21 protein-coding genes and 1 pseudogene are annotated in these 21,296 nt (G+C 59.5%); 9 read left to right on the top strand and 13 right to left on the bottom strand.

Annotation, left to right across the window (positions count from 1 at the left end; translation table 11 throughout):
* Positions 1 to 67: 67 nt before the first annotated feature.
* From cysD to H663_RS31660, 8 genes are all read right to left on the bottom strand, one after another.
* Positions 68 to 997 carry a sulfate adenylyltransferase subunit CysD gene (gene cysD, locus H663_RS31695; RefSeq protein WP_053174985.1) on the bottom strand — a complete coding sequence of 310 codons (930 nt, stop codon included), beginning with the start codon at positions 995 to 997 and terminating at the stop codon, positions 68 to 70.
* Between the two features lie 142 nt (positions 998 to 1,139).
* A complete protein-coding gene (locus H663_RS31690) occupies positions 1,140 to 1,895 on the bottom strand; it encodes a phosphoadenylyl-sulfate reductase (protein ID WP_053174988.1) in 756 nt (251 codons plus the stop codon).
* A gap of 93 nt (positions 1,896 to 1,988) precedes the next feature.
* The gene (locus H663_RS31685) at positions 1,989 to 2,366 is read right to left on the bottom strand and encodes a DUF934 domain-containing protein (RefSeq protein ID WP_053174991.1); all 378 of its coding nucleotides are present in this window, start codon (positions 2,364 to 2,366) and stop codon (positions 1,989 to 1,991) included.
* Positions 2,367 to 2,564: 198 nt separating this feature from the next.
* A complete protein-coding gene (locus tag H663_RS31680) occupies positions 2,565 to 4,370 on the bottom strand; it encodes a nitrite/sulfite reductase (RefSeq protein WP_053174994.1) in 1,806 nt (601 codons plus the stop codon).
* A 12-nt stretch (positions 4,371 to 4,382) separates the two neighbouring features.
* Positions 4,383 to 5,174: a sulfite exporter TauE/SafE family protein gene (locus tag H663_RS31675; protein WP_053174997.1), complete on the bottom strand. Its 792-nt coding sequence runs from the start codon at positions 5,172 to 5,174 to the stop codon at positions 4,383 to 4,385.
* A gap of 264 nt (positions 5,175 to 5,438) precedes the next feature.
* Positions 5,439 to 6,701: a hypothetical protein gene (locus tag H663_RS31670; protein ID WP_053175001.1), complete on the bottom strand. Its 1,263-nt coding sequence runs from the start codon at positions 6,699 to 6,701 to the stop codon at positions 5,439 to 5,441.
* A 63-nt stretch (positions 6,702 to 6,764) separates the two neighbouring features.
* Positions 6,765 to 8,612, bottom strand: coding sequence for an FAD-dependent 5-carboxymethylaminomethyl-2-thiouridine(34) oxidoreductase MnmC1 (mnmC1, locus tag H663_RS31665; RefSeq protein ID WP_116695861.1), 1,848 nt, complete (start codon positions 8,610 to 8,612; stop codon positions 6,765 to 6,767).
* A gap of 95 nt (positions 8,613 to 8,707) precedes the next feature.
* Complete coding sequence (locus tag H663_RS31660; protein WP_053175004.1) at positions 8,708 to 8,983, bottom strand: oxidative damage protection protein; 276 nt, start codon at positions 8,981 to 8,983, stop codon at positions 8,708 to 8,710.
* Between the two features lie 213 nt (positions 8,984 to 9,196).
* Between H663_RS31660 and H663_RS31655 the strand changes: the two genes are divergently transcribed.
* Together H663_RS31655 and H663_RS31650 are read left to right on the top strand one after the other, a co-directional pair.
* The gene (locus H663_RS31655; protein ID WP_053175007.1) at positions 9,197 to 9,973 is read left to right on the top strand and encodes a ferredoxin--NADP reductase; all 777 of its coding nucleotides are present in this window, start codon (positions 9,197 to 9,199) and stop codon (positions 9,971 to 9,973) included.
* 112 nt (positions 9,974 to 10,085) lie between these two features.
* Complete coding sequence (locus H663_RS31650; protein WP_053175010.1) at positions 10,086 to 10,592, top strand: disulfide bond formation protein B; 507 nt, start codon at positions 10,086 to 10,088, stop codon at positions 10,590 to 10,592.
* On the opposite strand, the gene H663_RS31645 is transcribed toward H663_RS31650, so the two are convergent.
* Complete coding sequence (locus tag H663_RS31645) at positions 10,577 to 11,053, bottom strand: Lrp/AsnC family transcriptional regulator (protein WP_053175013.1); 477 nt, start codon at positions 11,051 to 11,053, stop codon at positions 10,577 to 10,579. The two genes, H663_RS31650 and H663_RS31645, sit on opposite strands and share 16 nt — an antisense overlap.
* Before the next feature lie 113 nt (positions 11,054 to 11,166).
* Between H663_RS31645 and H663_RS31640 the strand changes: the two genes are divergently transcribed.
* Positions 11,167 to 11,856: an aspartate/glutamate racemase family protein gene (locus tag H663_RS31640; RefSeq protein ID WP_053175017.1), complete on the top strand. Its 690-nt coding sequence runs from the start codon at positions 11,167 to 11,169 to the stop codon at positions 11,854 to 11,856.
* A gap of 63 nt (positions 11,857 to 11,919) precedes the next feature.
* Here H663_RS31640 and argA read toward each other — a convergent pair whose 3' ends face one another.
* From argA to H663_RS31625, 3 genes are read right to left on the bottom strand one after another with little or no spacing between them, the layout of a single operon-like run.
* The gene (gene argA / locus H663_RS31635) at positions 11,920 to 13,266 is read right to left on the bottom strand and encodes an amino-acid N-acetyltransferase (RefSeq protein ID WP_053175019.1); all 1,347 of its coding nucleotides are present in this window, start codon (positions 13,264 to 13,266) and stop codon (positions 11,920 to 11,922) included.
* 12 nt (positions 13,267 to 13,278) lie between these two features.
* Complete coding sequence (locus H663_RS31630) at positions 13,279 to 13,716, bottom strand: TA system VapC family ribonuclease toxin (protein ID WP_053175022.1); 438 nt, start codon at positions 13,714 to 13,716, stop codon at positions 13,279 to 13,281.
* On the bottom strand, positions 13,713 to 13,979 hold the full coding sequence (locus H663_RS31625) for a hypothetical protein (RefSeq protein WP_053175026.1): 267 nt from the start codon (positions 13,977 to 13,979) through the stop codon (positions 13,713 to 13,715). The genes H663_RS31630 and H663_RS31625 overlap by 4 nt, the downstream gene beginning before the upstream one ends.
* 160 nt (positions 13,980 to 14,139) lie before the next feature.
* Here H663_RS31625 and H663_RS31620 point away from each other — a divergent pair, with 160 nt between their 5' ends.
* From H663_RS31620 to H663_RS42510, 6 genes and pseudogenes are all read left to right on the top strand, one after another.
* Entirely contained in the window at positions 14,140 to 14,412 is a 273-nt protein-coding gene (locus H663_RS31620) for a type II toxin-antitoxin system TacA family antitoxin (RefSeq protein ID WP_053175029.1), read from the top strand.
* Positions 14,405 to 14,896 (top strand): GNAT family N-acetyltransferase, encoded by a 492-nt coding sequence (locus tag H663_RS31615; RefSeq protein WP_165803906.1) that lies wholly within the window; start codon positions 14,405 to 14,407, stop codon positions 14,894 to 14,896. Before H663_RS31620 ends, H663_RS31615 begins: the two co-directional genes overlap by 8 nt.
* A gap of 38 nt (positions 14,897 to 14,934) precedes the next feature.
* On the top strand, positions 14,935 to 19,017 hold the full coding sequence (gene hrpA, locus H663_RS31610; RefSeq protein ID WP_053175034.1) for an ATP-dependent RNA helicase HrpA: 4,083 nt from the start codon (positions 14,935 to 14,937) through the stop codon (positions 19,015 to 19,017).
* 130 nt (positions 19,018 to 19,147) lie between these two features.
* Entirely contained in the window at positions 19,148 to 19,525 is a 378-nt protein-coding gene (locus H663_RS31605) for a type II toxin-antitoxin system RelE/ParE family toxin (protein ID WP_053175036.1), read from the top strand.
* The gene (locus H663_RS31600) at positions 19,515 to 19,862 is read left to right on the top strand and encodes a helix-turn-helix domain-containing protein (RefSeq protein ID WP_053175040.1); all 348 of its coding nucleotides are present in this window, start codon (positions 19,515 to 19,517) and stop codon (positions 19,860 to 19,862) included. Before H663_RS31605 ends, H663_RS31600 begins: the two co-directional genes overlap by 11 nt.
* A gap of 7 nt (positions 19,863 to 19,869) precedes the next feature.
* Positions 19,870 to 20,079 (top strand): annotated as a pseudogene (locus H663_RS42510) (hypothetical protein); the annotation flags it as partial.
* Between the two features lie 11 nt (positions 20,080 to 20,090).
* Here the strand turns inward: H663_RS42510 and H663_RS41325 are convergent.
* Entirely contained in the window at positions 20,091 to 21,284 is a 1,194-nt protein-coding gene (locus H663_RS41325) for a hypothetical protein (RefSeq protein ID WP_053175042.1), read from the bottom strand.
* Positions 21,285 to 21,296 lie beyond the last annotated feature (12 nt).

Below are 21,296 nucleotides of genomic sequence, written 5' to 3'. Positions count from 1 at the left end.
CATGGGTCTTTGACCTTGCACAGATGCTGGATGGCCACGCTTTGCTCGCCATGACGAAGAGCGCGTGTCAGAAGTACCCATCTTTCTTGCGCTTCTCCATGGAAGCCTCGGACGTCTTGTCGTCCATGCGCGTGGCCCCGCGTTCGCTCACATCGGCGGCCAGCGTCTCGATCACGATCTGCTCAGGCGTGGCGGCTGTGCTCTCCACCGGGCAGGTGCAGGTGATGTCGCCCACGGTGCGAAAACGCACGTCGCGCACCACCACTTCTTCGCCGTCTTTGGGCGGTGTCAGCTCGGTCACCGGCACCAACAGGCCACGGCGGTCCACCACTTCACGTTTGTGGGTGTAGTAGATCGACGGCAGCGCAATGCGTTCGCGGGCGATGTATTGCCACACGTCCAGCTCGGTCCAGTTGCTGATCGGGAACACGCGAAAGTGCTCGCCGGATTGCAACTTGTGGTTGAACAGCGTCCACAGCTCGGGGCGCTGGGCCTTGGGCTGCCACTGGCCAAAGCTGTCGCGGTGGGAAAAGATGCGTTCCTTGGCGCGGGCTTTTTCTTCGTCGCGGCGGGCACCGCCAATCAGCGCGTCAAAGCGAAACTCTTCAATCGCTTCGAGCAGTGTGACCGACTGGTGCACGTTGCGGCTCTCGCCCGGGTGGGCCAGGCGCACGGTGCCTTTTTTCATGGAGTCTTCGACGCTGCGCACGATCAGCTCGGCACCCAGTTCTTTAGCCCGTGAATCGCGGAAGTCGGTCACTTCAGTGAAGTTATGGCCGGTGTCGATCATGAGCAGGGGATACGGAATGCGCCCCGCGCCAAAAGCTTTTTCGGCGCACTTGAGCATGACCAGCGAGTCCTTGCCGCCCGAAAACAGCAGGGTGGGGCGCTCGAAAGCGGCGGCGACTTCGCGCAGGATGAAGATGGTTTCTTCTTCCAACGCGTCGAGGTGAGCATTGCTCAGGGTGTGCAGTTCGGTTGGGGTGATTGCGGTCATGTTTGGCTTTTCGTAGATGTCTTTGTAGGTCGGTGGCTTTAGCCCCGACGTTGTCTGGTAACCAAGCTTGCATGTCGGAGCTCAAGCTGCCGACCTACGCGGTCCATGCATGTCGGGGCTGAAGCCGCCGACCTACGGGGACTCACTTTTTGACGTGCAGGCCACATTCCTTGGCCGCTTCGTCCTCCCACCACCAGCGCCCGGCGCGGAACTCTTCGCCCAGGCTGATGGCGCGGGTGCAGGGGGCGCAGCCGATGCTCGGGAAAAACTGGTCGTGCAAGGGGTTGTAGTCCACCTGGTTCGTGGCGATGTAGTGCCACACGTCGCCCCAGGTCCACCTGGCCAGCGGGTTGAACTTGGCCAGGTTTTTGGAGGCTTCTTCGCTGGTGTCGAGCAGGGGCACTTCGGCGCGGGCATTGGATTGCTCCTGACGCAGACCCGTGATCCAGGCGCGTTGGCCCGTCAAGGCGCGGGCCAGCGGCTCCATTTTGCGGATGCCGCAGCAGGCCTTGCGCAAGTCCATGCTCTGGTACATCGCGTCCTGACCTTTTTCACGCACGAACTGGATGACCGATTCGGGCACCGGGCGGAACACCTTGATGGGTGCGCGCGAATGCGCCTGGGTGCGCTCCAGTAAGGCCAGGGTTTCGGTGTGCAGCGCGCCGGTTTCGAGCACAAAGACCGGGATGCCCAGCTGCAGACGGTTGATCAGGTGGGTGATCACCACGTCTTCGGCACCCAGGCTGGAGGCTTGGGTCACAGGCGCAAATTCGGCGGCAGCGCGTTGCAGCAGCGCCTGCGTTTCGGCCAACTTGGCGGCAAAGTCGGGGCTGGCCTTGGCGTGCAGCTCTGTGGCTTTGGCTGGGGTGTTGCGGGAGGAGATCAAGGAAGAGGTCATGGTCTTGCGTTGTAGGAGCCAGCCTGCTGGCGATCAAGGTGGAGGTGGTCTCTGCGCGCCATCGCTTGCAGTCAAGCTCCTACAGGGTCTGTGTCAGGCGGCTTTGGCAAAGTGCGGTTGCGTTTCGACAGCCGAGCCTTGGTAAAACCCGGCAAAGCGCTCAAACTGGCGCTGCGCTGCCGAGGCGTCCACGCCCTCGCGCAGCACGGCCACGTCAAAACCGGTGCGCTGCATCTGCACCAGCTGGTCGATCAGCACGTCGCCTGTGGCGCGCAACTCGCCCGCAAAGCCCAGGCGGCGGCGCAGCAAAAAGGCCTGGCTGTAGGCGCGGCCGTCGGTGAATTTGGGGAACTGCAGATCGATGCGCGTCACACCTTTCAGGTCGAGGGTGCGAGGATCGGCGTCGTTGGCCAGTGTGAGGACCACAGGCGATTCAACAGCTTGGTGTTCTTGGGCGGAAATGATTTTCATGGTCGTTTGCTTGTGTTGTAGAGTCAGCCTGCTGGCGTTGCTTGTGCTTGGGTCTATCGCTTGCAGGGCAAGCTCCTACAGAGTCCTTGTTCTTGGGTGAGGTCCGTCGTGTCTTTTGTAGGAGCCAGCCTGCTGGCCATGGCCATGGCTGTGCTTGGGTCTATCGCTTGCAGGTCAAGCTCCTACACAGGGAGGGTTTCAGACGGTGGTTTCCTCGGCGGGGTGACGGGCGGCATTGGCTGCTGCCTTGAATGGGTCTTGCCCCACGCGGCGCAGGGTGTCGATGAAGGCTTCGGCCTTGTGGCCTTGGCTGGTGCGCAGGGCCTTGTAGGTGTCCAAAATCGCTTCAATCACATCAGGCACTTCAAACGACGAGAACGAAGGCCCGACCACTTTGCCCGCCACGGTGGGGCCTGACAGGTCTTTGCCGTCCGAGCCGCCCAGCGTGACCTGGTACCACTCCTTGCCGTCCTTGTCCACGCCCAAAATGCCGATGTGGCCTGAATGGTGATGACCGCAGGAGTTGATGCAGCCGCTGATGTGAAAGTCGATGTGACCCAGGTCGTTCAGCTCGTCCAGGTCTTGATAGCGCTCGGTGATGGCGGCGGCCAAAGGCAGCGAGCGGGCATTGGCCAAAGCGCAGTAATCGCCGCCGGGGCAGGCGATCATGTCGGTCAAGAGGCCAATGTTGGGCTGGGCCAGGCCCAGCGCTTTGGCTTCGAGCCACAGGGCGTGCAGCTGGTCCAGGCGCACCCAGGGCAGCACCAGGTTTTGGGTGTGGGTCACGCGGGCTTCGCCAGCGGAGTATTTGGCCACCAGCGCCGCAGCGGCATCGAGCTGGTCGGCGGTGGCGTCGCCCGGTGCCTGGCCCACGCGCTTGAAGGACAGGCTCACGGCACGCAGGGCCGGGTTTTGATGCGGCTTGACGTTTTGCGCCAACCAGCGTGAAAAAGCGGGCGTTTTGGCGGCTTCGATGCTGACATCGGCTTCGGCTTTAGCTGCCCACTCACCCTGATCTGAAGGCAGGTTCAGCGCCGGTGCCGCAAAGCAGGCGGCCACGCGGTCGAATTCGGCTTGCGGGATGGTGTGCAGCCCGCCGTCCTTGACCAGAATGTCCTGGTACTCGGCTTCGACTTCGTCAAAGTAGCGCTGGCCTTCGGCCTTGACCAAAATCTTGATGCGCGCCTTGTACAGGTTGTCGCGGCGACCCCAGCGGTTGTACACGCGGATCACGGCTTCGAGGTAATTCATGATCTGGTTCCAGGGCAGGAACTCGCGAATCTGCGTGCCCACCACAGGCGTGCGGCCCATGCCGCCGCCCACCAGCACCTTGAAGCCCACTTCGCCCGCGGCGTTCTTGACCATTTGCAGGCCCACGTCGTGCCAGCCAATGGCAGCGCGGTCTTCTTGGGCACCCGTGATGGCGATCTTGAATTTGCGCGGCAAAAAGGCGAATTCGGGGTGCAGCGTGCTCCACTGGCGGATCAGCTCTGCGTAGGGGCGTGGGTCGACCACTTCGTCCACCGCCACACCGGCCAGCTCGTCGGTGGTGGTGTTGCGGATGCAGTTGCCGCTGGTCTGGATGCCGTGCATGTTCACGCTGGCCAAAAGGTCCATCACCTCGGCCGATTTGGACAGCGGAATCCAGTTGAACTGCACGTTTTGGCGGGTGGTGAAGTGACCGTAGTTGGTGGTCAGCTTAGGGGCCAAGCCTGCAATTTTGTCTTGTGTGGCCTGGGCTTCGGCCAGCAGGGCGGCGTCGGGCGTGTCGTACTCGCGGGCGATTTGGGCCAGCACTTTGAGCTGGGGTGCCGAGATTTCGCCGTAGGGCACGGCCACGCGCAGCATGGGGGCGTAGCGCTGCACGTACCAGCCGTTTTGCAGGCGCAGGGGCTTGAATTCATCGCCGCTGAGTTGCCCGGCCTGATAGCGCTCGAGTTGGTCACGGTGTTGAGCAGCGCGGGCGCGCACGAACTGTTTGTCAAATTCGGTGTATTGGTACATGAGGGTTCTTCTTCAGATCAAAACGAGTTTGGTGCCAGCCCAGGCCAGCAAGACGGAAAGCAAGGAACGGATCACGCGGTCGGGCGTGTGGTGAGTCAGGCGCGAGCCCAGCCAGATGCCGGGGAGTGATCCCGCCAGCAGCTTGGCCAGCAAAGGCCAGTCGACAGACCCCAATGAGGCATGGCCCAAGCCCGCCACCAGCGTCAGCGGCACGGCATAAGCGATGTCGGCCGCCACGATGCGCGGCAGGGGAAGCATGGGGTAAAGCAAGAGCAAAACGGTGACGCCAATGGCACCTGCGCCGACCGAGGTGAGGGTGACCAAGGTGCCAATCAGGGCACCGAACACCACCGGCAGGCTCCAGTGGCGTGGGGTGCTGGCATGGGCTTCGTCGCTTGCGGCCAGGTGGCGAGGCACTTGCTTGCCACGCACGGCCTTGTAGAGCATGGCTGCCGCTGTCAGCAGCAGGGCCACGCCCAAAGTGCTGGTCATCAGCGACTGAATCTCAGGGGAGGCCGGTCCCACCCCATGCAAAAAGCCCAGGGTGACCAAGCAGGCCGGAATGCTGCCCGCACTGAGCAAGCCCACCACGCGCCAGGGCACGATGCGCTGGCGGGCAAAGCTCACGGTGCCGCCCAGTTTGGTGAAAGCCGCAAACAGCAAGTCGGTGCCCACGGCCATGTAGGGCTTGACACCAAAGAAAAAAATCAAGATCGGCGTCATCAAGGAGCCGCCACCCACCCCCGTCAGGCCCACGATGGTGCCCACGAAAAAACCTGCAAAGACATAAGCCAAATCAACCATGGGGGCGACTTTAAGCGCGCTTTATGCCAAAACAAACGATTTTTTAGTTGGGTATATATTCCATGGGCTTATAAAGATGGCGTTTGCGCACACCCGCCAACCCTCTGGGTGTGTGTATTCAGGTCTGGTATTGCAGACGGCCCTGTTGCGCTGTGCGAGGGCTGACAGGGCCGTCCTGTGGTTGTGAGGGGCTTGGCGCGGGCAGGCTTGGGTGCAGGAGGACGCCAATGGGGGGGCTTGGATGAGCCCCTTGCGGGCCAAGGCTCAGCGGTTTTTTTCCGCCTGTTTGGCTTTGCTGCCCGGGGCTTGGCTGTTTGCCAGGACGTTGGCTCGGGAGCGGATTTTGCTGGTGCTGGGCAGTTCCTGGCGTGATTTGAAGGTCTGGGCGCGCTCTTGTGACCTGAATGGGCCGGTGAGTACGCTGAACTGAAGGGCACCCTGATCGCGTTCGTACACGGGAACGATCCGGGCATTGGCCAACCAGGTTTTGGATTGAATCAGTTGTTGCGCCTTGCTTGCCGTGCTGAATTGGCCGTGTTCGATCAGGAAACTGTCTTTGGGCAGCGTGTTGACCCATTGCAGCCCCTTGACGGCAACCTTGGGCAGGGGCTCCTGACTGGCCGCCGCAGATGGGGCCGTAGCGCTCTGGTTGTTTGGGGTCTGTGCAGATGCAGTCAGGGCCGCTTCAGCAGCGCCAGGCGTAGTTTTGCTGGGCACTGGGGGTGTCACCGCGGTTGCGGGCGTGACTTGTTGTTGCAAAGCCTCGGATGCCGTGGGCAGTTGTGAGGCGGCCATAGCATCAGATGCGGCACCTGCTTCGGACGCTGCCGTGGCTTCGGAGGCTGCTGTTGTCGGGGCAGCAGGCATGTCCGTTGCTGACTGGCGGGGTGCCTTCTCAGCCGCACCTGGAGCCAGTGTTTGCCAGGTCAAGCCGGCCACGATGAGCGAAAGCCCCCCGGCCACTGCCGCCCACGAGGTGCCTGACAGGTTCATTGCACCCGAGGCCTTGGGTTGGCTGGGCGGTGTCCATGGAATGTTCCAGCTTTCGATGCGGGTGCCCGGCTCCAGGCTTTGCGGCAGCGCTTGTTCGGGACCCGTGAACAGCAAGATCAAGCCGACGCCAAAGCTGGGGAAGTGTTTGAGCAAGCGCTGCAGCAGCGACAACTCGTGTACCGCCAGCAATTGGGCCTTGTCGATCACCCAGATCTTGACCGGGGTGCCGGTGGCACCGGGCTTCATGGCCAGATCAATTGACAGATCGGCCAGCCGTTCATTGATTTTGGCCAACAGCGGCTGGCTTTTTTCACCCGAAAAGTACTTGACCGTGAGCTCTGGGTTTTGCGCTGTCAGTTGGTTCACCAGCATCTGGCTGTTGTGGCTCAAAAAGTCGGACGAGGTGCAAAACAGCGCCAGGCTTTGGTTGTGCTGCATCAGGGATGCGGCACATTTTTCGATGCGCAGCCGGTCCGAGGGGCTCCAGGGCCATGGTGGGGTTGTTGCATCGGTCGATGCAGTCAAGGAATTCATGAGAAGAGGGGCAGTTTCTGGAAGTGATGACACCGAGGTATTAAACAATATGACCAAGGCGTCTTAACGTTGTTGATTTTGTCGTTTTATGAAACGTTCGGCAAGCAAAGATTTCGCCAAGGAAGGCGACAGGGGCAAAGGCTCATTTTCCAGCAAAGCGGCCGTCATTTCGCCACACAAGACCGCCAAACTGATGCCTCGTGCCCCCATGCCTGCACTGATCCACAAGCCGGGCCACGTTGTGGCGTCGATGGGACCCACCACGGGCAAGCGGTCGGGCAAGGTGCAGCGCAGGCCCGCCCAGCCTTGCACTTGGGGCGCAGAGAACTGCCCGGCCATGGCGGCGCTCAGCGTGGGCAAGAGCGTGTCCAGGCGCTTGTGGTTGGCGCTGTGGTCTTCTTCCCGAAGGGGGGCCTGGGTGCAGTTGCGCTCAAAAGTCGATCCCATAAACCAGCCGTCGGCCCCCTCAGGCGTGGGCACGCCAGCGATGAAACTGCCGTGGCCGTTCACCGGGAAGGGCGGCAGTTGCTGCGTGGCGGCCTGGGGCAGTCCCGCCAATTCGCCAAAACTGATTTGTCCGCGCAGCGGGTTCAACGGGATGGCGGGTTTGTCGGCGTCCGGCGGCAGGCTGTTGAGCATGTGCAGGGTGTCAAACCCCCCCGAAAAAACCACCCATTCAGCCTGCGCAATGGGCTGCCCAGCCGCGTCGCAGGCTTGCCATTTGTTCGAGGTGAGCGGGGTCTGCCCATCTGATGCACCTGATGCGTCTGGCAGGCGCTGCAAGTGCGCCATGCGCTGGCCCCACAGGGTGACGACGCCGGGGGTATTCAATTGGGCGGCGACCAAGGTCTGGGGGCGAAGCCAGCCCGCCAGCTTGTGCCAAAGCGCGTTGTCGCTGGGCACCAAGCCCGCTTGGCGAAGGTGTTCGGGGGTGGCCTGCGTGCTCCATTCATGGGCTGCCTCGGGCCAGTCCGAGCCTGCGGGCAAGCTGCGTTTGCCTTCCACACGGTGTTCCAGCACGCCTGTGGGGGACCAGTCGGCACCCGGTTTCAGGAGTTGTTCAGCGCGTTGCAGCGTGGCACGCACACCTGAGCGGGTGATGCGCGAGAGCACGTTGTCGTCGGGCGACACATGGGGCGCGGTCAGCCCGGCGGGCAGGCCGGAAGCCCCGGCACCCGGGCCGCTGCCCTGCTCGATCACGGTGACCGCCCAGCCACGCAAGGCCAGGCTGTGGGCCACCGCCGAGCCCGACAAGCCCGCGCCGATCACCAATGCCTGGCGAGATGTCGGTGGGGCCGCATGCCGCAGGCGGCTGCGCGGCTGCCAGGCGGGCGCATACAGGGCGCTCAGGCAGGGGGCTTCTTGCAAATCTTTGTGCGGCAGGGGTTGAAAGCCGCATTGCAGCCATTCTTCAGCCGATGGCATGTCGCTCGTCCGCTCCATGGCCAGCCGTGTGCCTGGGCGGCACAGGCGAGAGACTGCTTGCAGCCTTTGCAGGCGTGTGGTGCCTTGGTGGGTGTCGCGGCTCGGGGCGGCTTGGTGCGGCACGCTGCCCAGCAAGACGCTGTCAGCGGCCACATCCATCTCGCGCAGGGTTTTTTCGGGATCGCCCAGGTGCAGCGTCAGCTGAACGCGGCCTGCTTCAAACACCAGTCGGTGCGTGCCGGGCATCAGGCCCCGCCACTGCTTTCTGAGTGACGCGCTCAAGTCCTCGAGTTCCGGATAGTTTTGAGCGATGGCTTGCAGGTCTTGCAGGGCGCTGGGCCGGTTGGCCAGCACGCTGAAAAAAAGGCGATCAGGTCGGCAGGGGTCTTGAAGCCAGGCCTGCCAAGTGGCCAAAAAGGCCAGACCGTGTGCAGCATCACCTACCTGCATCACATGCCATTGGCGCAGGTCAGCCCACTCGGGCATGCCGCTTGGTTGGGGCAACAGACCGCATGCGTGCAGGAGTTGTGCAGGAGTAGCGCCTGATAACCCAGCTAAATGGGCTGCACTCACTGACCGAATCAAGCCGCAGGAGGCGGCACGTAGCCTTGCGCGGCGTCAGCACCGTCACCAAAGAAATGGTTTTCCATCTGGCGGGCCAGGTACTGGCGGGCGCGCAGATCGGCCAGGTTCAGGCGGTTTTCATTGACCAGCATGGTCTGGTGCTTGAGCCAGTCGGCCCAGGCTTGCTTGCTCACACCCTCCCAAATGCGTTTACCCAAATCGCCAGGATAGGGCGGAAAATCCAGACCTTCGGCTTCTTTGCCGAGTTTGATGCATTGAACGGTGCGTGCCATGGTGGTGTTGAGCCTTGAACAGTCTTAAGAAGCGCTGGTTATACGGATATAGAATTTCAGTATTTCCAGTTGTGAACAAATCCCACGAAAATACGCGTTGTTGCCCAGCGGCCGCGCCATCTTCGTGTTCTTGCAGGCCGCAACTGTAGCAAGCTTTCAGCATCCCTTAGCGGCATTGGGGCTCTGGCCCCGGCCCAAACCGACACAAATCAAATGAGTGCATTTCTCGAAGAGCGCGTTTTGAGCGTTCACCACTGGACGGACCGCTTGTTCAGCTTCACCACCACCCGCGATCAGGCCCTGCGCTTTTCGAATGGACACTTCACCATGATTGGCCTGCGCCAGGAAAGCGGCAAACCGCTTTTGCGCGCCTATTCGATTGCCAGCGCCAACTACGAAGAGCACCTCGAATTTTTGAGCATCAAGGTGCCCGATGGCCCATTGACCTCCAGGTTGCAACACATCCAGGTGGGCGACATCATCGTCGTGGGCCGCAAGCCCACAGGCACCCTGCTGTGCGACTATTTGCTGCCTGGCAAAAACCTGTATTTGCTGTCCACCGGCACGGGTTTGGCGCCGTTCATGAGCATCATCCGCGACCCCGAAACTTACGAGCGTTTCGAAAAAGTCATCCTGGTGCATGGCGTGCGTCAGGTCAACGAGTTGGCTTATCACGACTACATCACCCAAGAACTGCCCGCCAACGAGTTCCTGGGTGAGATGGTGACAAAGCAGTTGCTGTACTACCCCACCGTGACCCGTGAGGCCTACAAAAACCAGGGCCGGGTGACCGAGTTGATGGAAAACGGCAAACTCTTTGCCGACCTGGGCCTGCCCCCGCTCAATGCTGAAACCGACCGCGTCATGATTTGCGGTTCCCCCGAAATGCTGCGCGACTTGAAACGCATCTGCGAAGAACGTGGCCTCAAAGAAGGCAACACCAGCACACCGGGCGCCTTTGTGATTGAGCGGGCCTTTGCCGACGCCTGATGCGCAGCACATGGCTGTGCAATGCTTGATCGGGATGGGGCCATGTGATCTGCCCCACCCAGTCAGTCACCCCTCGGGCGCACAATGCGCCCGTTTGTTTTTGTAACCCCCTTTGCCCATGAACATGAACACCATCACCCCCCCACGCTGGATGGCCTTGATCGCCTTGTCGGGCATCGGCATGCTGGCTTTTGGTCTGTATTTGCAGCATGTGGTGGGCCTGAACCCCTGCCCCATGTGCATCGTGCAGCGCTACGCCCTGATCGGTGTGGTGGTGGTGGCGGCTGTGGGCTGGCGTGTGCGCGGCTGGGGCCTTGCGGTGTCGGCTTTGCTGCTGGCGCTGGTGTCGGGTTTTGGTGCCTTCACAGCCGCACGCCAAAGCTGGCTGCAGTGGTACCCGCCCGAGATCGTGACCTGTGGCCGTGACTTTTACGGCATGGTCGAAAACTTCCCCATCAACCGCGCCATTCCCATGATCTTCAAGGGCAGCGGCGACTGCACCAAGATCGACTGGACCTTTTTGGGCGGCTCGATTGCCAACTGGTCGTTTGTGTGCTTCGTGGCGTTTGGCCTCTTGGGCCTGTGGGTGGCCTTCAAGTCGCGTCAGCCAGCGGCGTAATTGAGCGGCACGGCCGTGGTGTATTTCAGCTCTTCCATGGCAAAGCTCGAACTCACATCTGACAGCGGCACCTGCCGAATCAACTGCTTGTACACCTGGTCGTAAGCGGCAATGTCGGGCACCACCACCCGCAGCAGGTAGTCCACATCACCGCTCATGCGGTAGACCTCGACGATTTCCGGGATGGCCTGCACCGTGGCCCGAAACTTCTCCAGCCAGGGCAGGTCGTGGTCACGTGTGCGCACCGCCACAAACACCGTCACCCCCAGATTCACCTTTTGTCGCTCCACCAGCGCCACCTGCTGCGAGATCACGCCCAGATCCTTGAGCCGCTGAATGCGTCGCCAGCAAGGCGTGACCGTCAGGTGCACGGCGGCGGCCAGCTCGTTGATGGGCAAGTCGCAGCTCTTTTGGAGCAACTCCAGTAATTTTCGATCTATTGCATCCAGTTTCTGTTTCATGGCTGTATTGTAGAAAATTATTCCAAAAATAAGCCATTCCTTGCGTGATTTTGAAACTTCATGCTGGTCGTCTGGTGGCAAACTTCGAGACTCATTTTGCAAAGAAGGCGGGCATGAAAAAAATCGGTTTGATTGGCGGCATGAGTTGGGAATCCACGGCGCTTTATTACCAACACATCAACCGCGAAGTGGCCAAGCGCCATGGCGGATTGCGCTCGGCGCGGGTGCACCTCATCAGCCTGGACTTTCAGGAAATTGCCGATCTGCAAAAGCAGGGTGACTGGCTGCGCATGACAGAAATTTTGCAAACGGCAGCTCGGCAACTCGAAAGCAGCGGTGCCGAGGTCTTGCTGATCTGCACCAACACCATGCACCGCATCGCGCAGGAGGTGCAATCAGTGACCGCTTTGCCCTTGTTGCACATTGCCGACGTGACCGCCGACGCGATTTTGGCTGCTGGTTTACACAAGGTGGGGCTGCTGGGCACCCGTTTCACCATGGAGCAAGCCTTCATGCGCGATCGTCTGGCGGCAAGGGGCATCGCGTGCGTGGTGCCCGATGAGCCCGGGCGCATCGAGGTGCACCGGGTCATTTTTGAAGAGCTGTGCCAGGGCGTGGTGAAGGAGGATTCGCGCCAGAAGCTCGCGGCACTGGTACGCGATCTGGCGGCCCAAGGCGCGCAAGGCGTGATATTGGGCTGCACCGAACTGACCATGATCTTGCAACCTGGTGACGGCGGCTTGCCCAGCTTTGACACCACAGCGTTGCACGCCATGGCAGCGGTGGATTTTTCCTTGTCCTGAAGCTCGACATGTGCCAGCTGATGGGCATGCGCTGCAACAAGCGCGCAGCCAGCACCTTTTATTTCACAGCTTCTTGACCAGCACCTGGCTCTTGCGGTCCCAGTTGTATTTGCGTTTGCGCGCTTCGGGCAGCCAGTCCGGGTCCACCTGGGCAAAGCCGCGTTTGATGAACCAGTGCATGGTGCGGGTGGTCAGCACAAAGATGCTCTTGAGGCCCATGGCGCGGGCGCGTTGCTCGATGCGCTTGAGCACCTTTTCGCCATCGCCCTGACCCTGCGACTGCGGCGACACGGTGAGCGCGGCCATCTCGGCCGTCTTGGATTCGGGGTAGGGGTAGAGCGCGGCGCAGGCAAAGATCACGCCGTCGTGGTCGATGATGGTGTAGTGGTCGATGTCGCGCTCGATCTCGGTGCGGTCGCGCTTGACCAGGGTGCCGTCTTTCTCAAACGGCTCAATCAACTGCAAAATGCCGCCCACGTCGTCGGCCGTGGCTTCGCGCAGTTCTTCGAGCTTTTCATCGATGACCATGGTGCCGATGCCGTCGTGCACATACACCTCCAGAAGCAAAGCGCCATCCACCGCAAAGGGCAGGATGTGCGAGCGCTCCACGCCTTCTTCGCAAGCCTTCACGCAGTGCTGCAAATAAAAGCCGATGTCGGTCGGCTCGGTCGGGGTGGGGAGCGATGCCAGCAACTGTTTGGCCGCGGCCAGTGGCAGTTCGGTGTCGATGGGGTTGTCTTCACTGGCCGGGGCATGGGGCTCGATGCGGATGCCCGGCACCTCGGTCACAAAAATCAGCTTGTCGGCCTGCAACTCGGCGGCCACGCTGGTGGCCACTTCTTCCATGGCCAGGTTGAAGGCTTCACCCGTGGGCGAAAAGCCAAAGGGCGAGAGCAGCACCATCGCGCCCATGTCCAGCGTGCGCATGATGCCGTCCACATCGACCTTGCGCACCAGGCCCGAGTGGATGAAGTCCACGCCGTCCACAATGCCCACCGGCCGTGCGGTGATGAAGTTGCCTGAAATCACTCGCACCGTGGAGCCCGCCATGGGCGTGTTGGGCAAGCCCTGGCTGAAGGCCGCTTCAATCTCGTAGCGCAATTGGCCCGCAGCCTCTTGGGCGCAGTCGAGCGCCACGCTGTCGGTGATGCGGATGCCGTGCGAATATTTGGGCGTATGACCTTTGGCGGCCAGCTGCTCATTGACCTGTGGGCGAAAGCCGTGCACCAGCACAACCTTCACGCCCATGCTCTGGATCAGTGCCAAATCTTGCGCCAGGTTTTGCAGCTTGCCCGCCGCAATGGCCTCGCCTGCGATGCCCACCACAAAGGTCTTGCCCCGGTGCATGTGGATGTAGGGCGCCACTGACCGGAACCAGGGCACGAAGGTGAAGTTGAAGACTGTGGACATGGGCGTGAGGTGTCAGGGCTTGAGCAAAAGAAGTTGGGCTGAAGGCAGCAATCGGGAGAAATCCCGATCGAATGTGCAGAGTGTCTCACCGGATTGCATCACCGTTGCGGCGATCCAAGCGTCGGTGATCAAGTTGCCTGTGGCTTGTTGTGCCAGACAGACTTGCCTGAGGTTGGGCCAGGTGGCGCTCTGCGGCTGAAATTGCACGCCGGGGCAGCTGAGCAGGCTGTCCACAAAATCTGTCACGTCTTGGAGCGGATCTATTTGTTGAAAAATTTTGGGGTGGGTGGTGATCCGTATCAAACCTGTCATCACCATGCCCAGCAGCATCAGGCTGGTGCGTCCGTTGGCTGCTTGCACAACCGCATCGTCCAGCCAGGCGCGGGCAGGCAAGTGGTGCGGGTGGTCGGGCCGGTAAGCGGCCACCAGCACGTTGACATCAGGCGTCATGACAGCCGAGTCAGGACCATGTCCGCGTCCATCGCGTCATACATGGAGAGGTTACTGCTCGGGTCAATGCCCGCTTGCAGGCCGCCCCGTGCTTTGGAGACAGGCAGTTTGGGAATCACGATGGGGGCAGCGGGTGTGTCTTGCCGGACATACAAGGACAGCAGTTCGCGCATCTTTGCGCTCAGCGATGTGCCTTCTTGGATGGCTTTGATACGAGCTTGCTTAATCAGGTTATCGTCAATGGATAGGGTGATGTTGCTCATGAAAACCTCTTTCTAGAAAAACACGTAAACCAGTGTAGCACGTGTTCACGTGAACTTTTTCGACAACAAAATATGTCCCCTGGGGTAACAAATTCATACGGTAAAATTCCGTACCCATTGACCCACGAGACCTTCACACCCCGCTTCAAAGGACCGCACCATGACCGCTTCTGCTGCCCGACTGGACCTGAAAATGGACGCCGCTGAAAAAGACGTGGTCTCGCGTGCAGCTGCGCTCATGGGCACGACCATGTCGGCCTTCATGCGGGCGGCAGCCAAAGACAAGGCGCTGGAGTTGCTGGAGCGCGAATCGCGCATCACCTTGAGTGACCGCGATTTTCAGGCCTTTGCGGCCGCACTGAATGGCGATTTCGCGCCCAATGCCGCCTTGCAGGACGCGCTTGCCGATGCGGCAAAGGTCAAGCGTGCTTGAAGAGCAACTGCTCGAAGCCCAGCGCCACGACCGTTCATCTTTTGACTGCGGCGTGCCGCCGCTGAACGACTACCTGCACCGACTGGCCGCGCAGCACCAGAAAAAAGGCATCAGCACGGTGCGCGTGCTGGTGGACAGCGATGTCCCGCAAACCATCCTCGGCTACTACAGCCTGAGCGCAGCCCATGTGGCCTACGCCGAGCAACCTGCCGACACCCGCAAAACCTTGCCCGCATACCCCGTGCCCTGCTTCAGGCTGGGGCGCTTGGCGGTGGACCTGCGCTTTCGTGGGCAGGGCCTGGGCCAGGTGCTGGTGGGCTTGGCGGTGCAGCGGTGCCTGCAAGCGCGCCAGCATGTGGCGGCCTTTGCCATGCTGGTGGACGCCAAAGACACAGCTGCCCAAAATTTTTACCTGCATTACGGCTTCACGCCCTATGCCGACAAACCCATGACTCTGTATCTGCCTTTGGGTCGTACTTTGTAAGCGCTGCTTGTTCGTGCCATTACCCTTTCATTTGACCCATGTCTGAACTCCAAATCGACTTCCCCGAAGGCCTGCCCGTCTCGGCCCGCCGTGACGAAATCATGGCCGCCATGGACCAGCATCAGGTCATCATCGTCTGCGGTGAAACCGGCTCGGGCAAGACCACGCAGCTGCCCAAAATCGCGCTGATGCTGGGGCGCGGCAAGCTCAACGCCAAACCGGGCGAGCGGGCCCGGATGATCGGCCACACCCAGCCCCGGCGCATTGCGGCCAGCTCGGTGGCCAAGCGGATTGCCGAGGAATTGAAGACCCCGCTGGGTGAGGTGGTGGGTTTCAAGGTGCGGTTTCAGGATCGACTCTCCAAAAACGCCTCGGTCAAGCTCATGACCGACGGCATCTTGTTGGCTGAAACCCAGACCGACCCGCTGCTGCAGGCCTACGACACCATCATCATCGACGAGGCGCATGAACGCAGCCTGAACATCGACTTCTTGCTGGGTTACCTGCGTCAGATCTTGCCGCGACGCCCGGACCTCAAAATCGTGGTGACTTCGGCCACGATTGACGCCGACCGCTTTGCCAAGCACTTTGCGTCTCGCAACGGTCCTGCCCCGGTCATCATGGTGTCCGGCCGCACTTTTCCAGTCGAGCAGCGCTACCGCCCGTTTGAAGAGTCGCGTGACTACGGCTTGAACGAGGCCATGGCCGACGGTGTGGACGAACTCTGGCAAGGCGGGGCAGGGGGTGACATCCTGATTTTTTTGCCGGGCGAGCGCGAGATCCGCGAAGCCGCCGACCACCTGCGCAAACACCTGTCGCACCAGCCGCTCACGCGTGGTGCCGAGGTTTTGCCTTTGTTTGCCCGCCTGTCGCAGGCCGAGCAAGACCAGATTTTTGAAGCGTCCATCGGCCGCCGCATCGTGCTGGCCACCAACGTGGCTGAGACTTCTTTGACGGTGCCCGGCATCCGTTATGTGATCGACGCCGGCACCGCCCGGGTCAAGCGCTACAGCCTGCGCAGCAAGGTTGAGCAGCTGATGGTCGAGCCCATCAGCCAGGCCGCGGCCAACCAGCGAGCCGGCCGCTGCGGCCGTGTGGCCAACGGCATTTGCATTCGCCTGTACGACGACAAAGACTTTGCCGGCCGCCCGCGCTTTACTGACCCGGAAATTTTGCGGTCATCCTTGGCGGGCGTGATCTTGCGCATGAAGAGCCTGCACCTGGGCGTGGTGGAAGACTTCCCGTTCATCGAAGCGCCGTCCAAACGCGCCATCACCGACGGCTACCAACTGCTGGCCGAGCTGGGCGCGGTGGATGACGACAACGAACTCACCCCCATCGGCCAAGAGCTTGCCCGCTTGCCGCTCGACCCCCGCGTGGGCCGCATGATTTTGGAGGCCCGTGGCCGCAACGCCTTGGACGAAGTGCTGGTGATCGCCAGTGCCATGAGCGTGCAAGACGTGCGTGACCGCCCCATGGACTTGCAAGCCCAGGCCGACCAACAACACGCCAAGTTTGACGACGACAAAAGCGAGTTCACCGGCTACCTCAAGCTGTGGAAATGGATTCACGACGCTCGGGGTGGTGAGCCCCATGCCCGCTCTGCCGTCAACTCAAGCGCGAGCATGCAAAGCGGTCAGAAAACCATGGATCGCTTCGTACCTCGCGATGACAGACCCTCCGTCATGGCGAGCGAAGCACGGCAATCCAGTGGTATTCAGGCTGGATCGCCGCGTCGCTCCGCTCCTCGCGATGACGGGGTGCGCACCACCCAGCCGACCCACAAACTCAGCAACCGCCAATACGAGCAGCTGCTGCGCCAAAACTTCATCAACATCCGCCGTGTGCGCGAGTGGCGCGACACGCACACCCAACTGCTCACCGTGGTGGCCGAACACAAGTGGCGCATCAACACGCAGCCTGCCACGTATGAGCAGTTGCACCTGTCCATGCTGGCGGGCCTGCTGGGCAACGTGGGCTACAAACTCGAAGACGAAGAGGCCTATCTGGGCGCACGCGGCATCAAGTTTCACAAACACCCCGGTGCACACCTGAGCAAAAAACCGGGCCGCTGGATCGTGGTGGCAGAGCTGGTCGAGACCACGCGCCTGTTTGGCCGGGGCATTGCCGCCATCGAGCCGCAGTGGCTGGAGCAAGTTGGTGCGCACCTGCTGCGCAAACAAGTCCTCGACCCGCATTGGGAAAAGAAGTCGGCCGAAGTGGTTGCGCTGGAACGCGCCACGCTCTATGGCCTGGTGGTCTACAGCGGGCGGCGCACGGCCTACAGCCGGGTGGACCTGCACGGCGCACGCGACATCTTCATCCGCGAAGCCTTGGTGGGTGACCAGTGGGAAACCAAGCTGCCGTTTTTGGCCGCCAACCACAAGATGATCGCCAAGGTCGAAGAGCTGGAACACAAGTCGCGTCGCCAAGACGTGCTGGTGGATGACGAGCTGATCTACGCTTTTTACGACCAGCAGATCCCGCCCGATGTGTGCAGCGGCCGCTTGCTGGAAGACTGGTACCGCCATGAGAGCGCCAAGCAGCCGCGCCTGTTGCTGCTGACCCGCGAAGAGCTGATGCGCCACGAAGCCGCAGGCATCACCACGCAGGCTTTCCCCAAACAGATTCGATTGGGCGGCACCGATTGCACGGCGGTGTATTTGCACCAACCGGGCGACGCCCGCGATGGCGTGACGGTCACGGTGCCGCTGTTTGTGCTCAACCAAGTGAGTGAAGACCGCTGTGAATGGCTGGTGCCCGGCTTGCTCAAAGACAAGATCCAGGCCCTGCTCAAAAGCCTGCCCCAGCGCCCGCGCAGCCGCTTTGTGCCACTGCCCGAATCGGCCACACGCTTGGCCGCCGAGTTGTCGGTGCCCGAGCTGTTTGGTGCTGGATCGCTCACCGACGTGCTGCTCAAGAAAGTGCGCGATGAAACCAGCTTGGATGTGAAGCGCACCGACTTCAAACACGACATGCTCAGCCCGCATTTGTTCATGAACCTGTTGGTGGTGGACGAACACGGCCGCCAGCTGGGTATGGGCCGCAACCTGGGTGCGCTCAAAGGCGAGCTGGGTGCCAAAGCGCGGGGTGCGTTCCAGGCGCTGGCGCAGTTGAAAGTGTCCTCCGTCAGTGCGAGCGTCACTCAAAACAACGTAAGCCCGTCTCCCGCCACTGCAAGCTCTTCTTCCGTCATTGCGAGCGAAGCGCGGCAATCCAGCCAACGCGCACCCGCAACGGCCAAACCTGCCGCCGCGCCCAAGCCCCTGGCCCCCCAGCGCTACACCGCCTGGACCTTCGGCGAACTCCCCGAGCTGATGGAAATCAGCAAAGGCGGCCAGACCTTGATTGGCTTCCCCGCGCTGGTGGACGTGCAAGACGCCGTGACCATCGAGGTGTTTGACGAGCCCGACGTGGCCGCCAGCAAAAACCGCGCGGGCCTGCGCCGCCTGTTTGCGCTGCAGATCAAAGACGCGCTCAAGTACCTTGAGAAAAACATCCCTGACCTGCAAAAAATGGCCGTGGCCTACATGCCGCTGGGCACGGCCGACGAGCTGAAAACCCAGATCATCGACGTGGCCCTGGACCGCGCCTTCTTGCAGGGCCCGCTGCCCAACGACGAAATCACCTTCAAGCGCCGCATCGAAGAAGGCCGGGGCCGCTTGACCCTGATCGCCAACGAAGTGGCTCGGCTGGCGGGCAGCATCTTGCTGGAGTTTGGCGCGGCCACCCGCAAGATCAAAGACACCAAAAACGCCCCCGATGCGACGGCAGACTGCACCCAGCAACTGCAACGCCTGATGCCCAAAAACTTCATGTCCGCCACCCCGTGGCCGCAACTGCAGCACTATGCCCGCTACCTCAAGGCCATCACCCTGCGCCTCGATAAATACCGCGCCGACCCCGCCCGCGACGCCCAGCGCCTGACCGAGCTGAAACCGCAAGAACAACGCTACTGGCGCCTGGTGGCCGAACGCAAAGGCGCCCAAGACGCCCGCATGCTGGAGTTCCGCTGGCTACTGGAAGAGCTGCGCGTGAGCTTCTTCGCGCAAGAGCTGCGCACCCCGCAGCCCGTCAGCATCAAGCGGCTGGAGAAGGCTTGGGGGCAGTTGAACCATTGAGAATTTTTGCTCAGTTGAGCATTTAGTCGTTGTCAAAAAGACATCGCTGTTGTCATTCAGACAATGGGGTTCAGGCTAATGTTTTTTAACCAGGTTGAATAATATGTCACTAAGTGGCATACTTTGATGCATGCGCCGCGTCTTCAAAACCCGTCAATTTGCCAAGTGGATGCGTAAAACCGATCTGACGGATGACGCTTTGTGCTTGGCCGTGAGCGAGATGGTCGGCGGACTGGTGGATGCCGATCTGGGTGGCGATGTGCTCAAGAAGCGTGTTGCCTTGCCCGGTCGTGGCAAGCGTGGGGGCGCCCGCACTTTGGTGGCCACGCGCAGGGCCAGCCGTTGGTTTTTTGTGTTCGGATTTGAAAAGAACGAAAAGTCCAATGTTTCCCGTACCGAGCTGGAAGCTTTGCAGTGGCTGGCCAAACAACTGCTGGACTTGACCGGGCGTCAGCTTGAAGTCGCGGTACAAGACGGTTCATTACAGGAAATTTGCCATGAGCACTAAACCGAAAACACAGACCAAGGCCAAACCCCAAGCTGCCAGCCGTGTGTTGGAAACGGTTTATGAAACAGCAGCCGACTTGGAGCGTTTGGGATTCATCGACAAGCGCAAGATGCAAAAGCTCGACGCGCTGTGCATGGAGCCGATTGCGCCTTATGACAGCGCCCAAATCCGCGCTCTGCGCGAGCAGCACAATTTGAGTCAGACAGTGATGGCGACGGTGCTCAACACCAGCGCCTCTACCGTGCGCAAATGGGAGATCGGTGAAAAGCACCCCAGCGGCCCATCGCTCAAGTTGCTGAACTTGCTGGACCGCAAAGGGTTGGATGCGTTGTTGTGATGCCCCAGATAAATACCGCGCCGACCCCGCCCGCGACTCCTAGCGCCTGACCAAGCTGAAACCTCAAGAGCAACGCTACTGGAGCTTGGTGGCCCAACCCAAAGGTGCGCAAGACGCCCGCATGCTTGAGTTCTGTTGACTACTGGAAGAACTGCCCACCCTACAGCCGGTGAGCATCAATCGGCTGGAAAAGGCTTGGGGGCAGTTGAATCATTGACTCATTCAACTTTAATTTGTGTCAATGCAGTTAAACTTTTGAAATGCCTCAAACCAATACCACGGACGTTTTATTGCAAAAATTTCGAATTCACTTAATTCGACCAGATTAGGATAATTTTTCTTTGCGAATTTAAAGGCGTCGATATTTTTTTGAATTGACAGCGAACCCCTGTGTAAAAGTGAGTTTCTAGCGATAATTATTTCCAATAGATGCTGTTTGTATTTTTTGGAAATTTTTAAAGACTCAATTTTTTCATATTTATTCTTGCTGTCTTTGCTAATTTCTTCGATGCGTTGGTCCATCAATATGGTTGCCTGCGCATAGTTTAATTTGTGCATGTATCCTTCAATGTAATTGTTTAATGAAAATGTATTTTTTGAAAATAATTTATGTTGAATTTTTGTGAAATCAATTTCATGAGATCCTGAATAGCTGTCGATATAGCTTTGTGATCTGAATTTTGCATTTATCGGATCATTGAATTTTGAAGAAATCAAGCCATCACGAAATTCAGCTGTTGAGTATCCAGAGACTTTTTTCTGTTTGCTTGTCATGCCTCCATAAATGATAATAAATGAATTTAATGCCCATAGGGCGCGATATTCAAAATCATTTAAATTAATTATTGGTGCATTGTTTTGATTTTCGAAAGCATTGATTTTTTCATTTTCTGTCTGGCTTCTGTATTGACTATAAATGCTTTCTGAGTCCAAGTTGTATTGTGCATCTAGAGAAATATCTTCCGTGAATGGGATTCTTATTTCTACAACGCCTTTCGGGAGCTGCTTGTCTGCACCGGTATTGTCTGGGCCTATCTCGAAGCCTTGCTTATTGTTGCCTAATGCCACAATAATTGATCCATTTGGATGAATAAAAGAGGCAATGTCTGCTGTGTGGACCTCAAAAGGTAATTCTTTTCTATATATATACCAGCCCTTAATAATGGAGGGGTCTTGATTGATGTTGTGAATTCTAGTGTTGTTAATATTAATAGAGCTGCATTGATAATTTTCCGTCAGGCCAATCTGTAAAGGTAAAAATCCAACTTTCACTGAAAAATCACTTGGAAAAATTACATTAATATTTTCTTTTATTGGAATTGTTGGGTATGTTCCGCTAATAATATTTATTGAGTCTCCAGATGAGGATTCAGTAACTGCGATACCAAGCTCAATCCAGTTTGTGACCGTGAATTCTTTCATTTTGAAAATACT

The sequence above is a fragment of the Limnohabitans planktonicus II-D5 genome, from assembly GCF_001270065.2.
GTDB classification, from domain to species: domain Bacteria; phylum Pseudomonadota; class Gammaproteobacteria; order Burkholderiales; family Burkholderiaceae_C; genus Limnohabitans_A; species Limnohabitans_A planktonicus.
Note: the sequence above shows the minus strand (reverse complement) of the source record. Positions and strands in the feature narration are given on the sequence as shown.